Here is a 351-nt window from a genome sequence, read left to right on the forward strand (position 1 = left end):
AGGCCGCGCCGACTCTTGCCGGTGGCGACCGCCAGGCGGAACCCGGCCTCGCGAAAATGCACCATGGCTTCGGCCACGCCGGGGAACAACCGCGACGGCTGCGCTTCCTGCGCCAGGTAATGCTCGCTGTAGGCACACCGGAAACGCTCGACCAGAGCAGGATCGCCAACCTCCGGATAGAGCGAAGCAATCGCCTCGGGCAAGCCGAGGCCGATGATGCCCTTGATCCGGGTATCGTCCCGCTCCGGCAGAGCGGTTTCCCGCGCCGCCGCCTTCATCGAATCGACGATGCGCGCGATCGAGTCGACCAGGGTGCCGTCCCAATCGAATACCAGCAACGCGTAGTCAGTC

Annotated in this window: 1 protein-coding gene; it reads right to left on the reverse strand. The window is 66.1% G+C overall.

All coding sequences use genetic code 11. The annotated features are described in order from the left end of the window. A partial coding sequence (locus tag FLP08_RS17475) for an HAD hydrolase-like protein (RefSeq protein ID WP_156278195.1) occupies nt 1-351 on the reverse strand: 351 nt, incomplete at both ends.

This window comes from Christiangramia aestuarii (genome assembly GCF_009735585.1).
Lineage (GTDB): Bacteria > Bacteroidota > Bacteroidia > Flavobacteriales > Flavobacteriaceae > Christiangramia > Christiangramia aestuarii.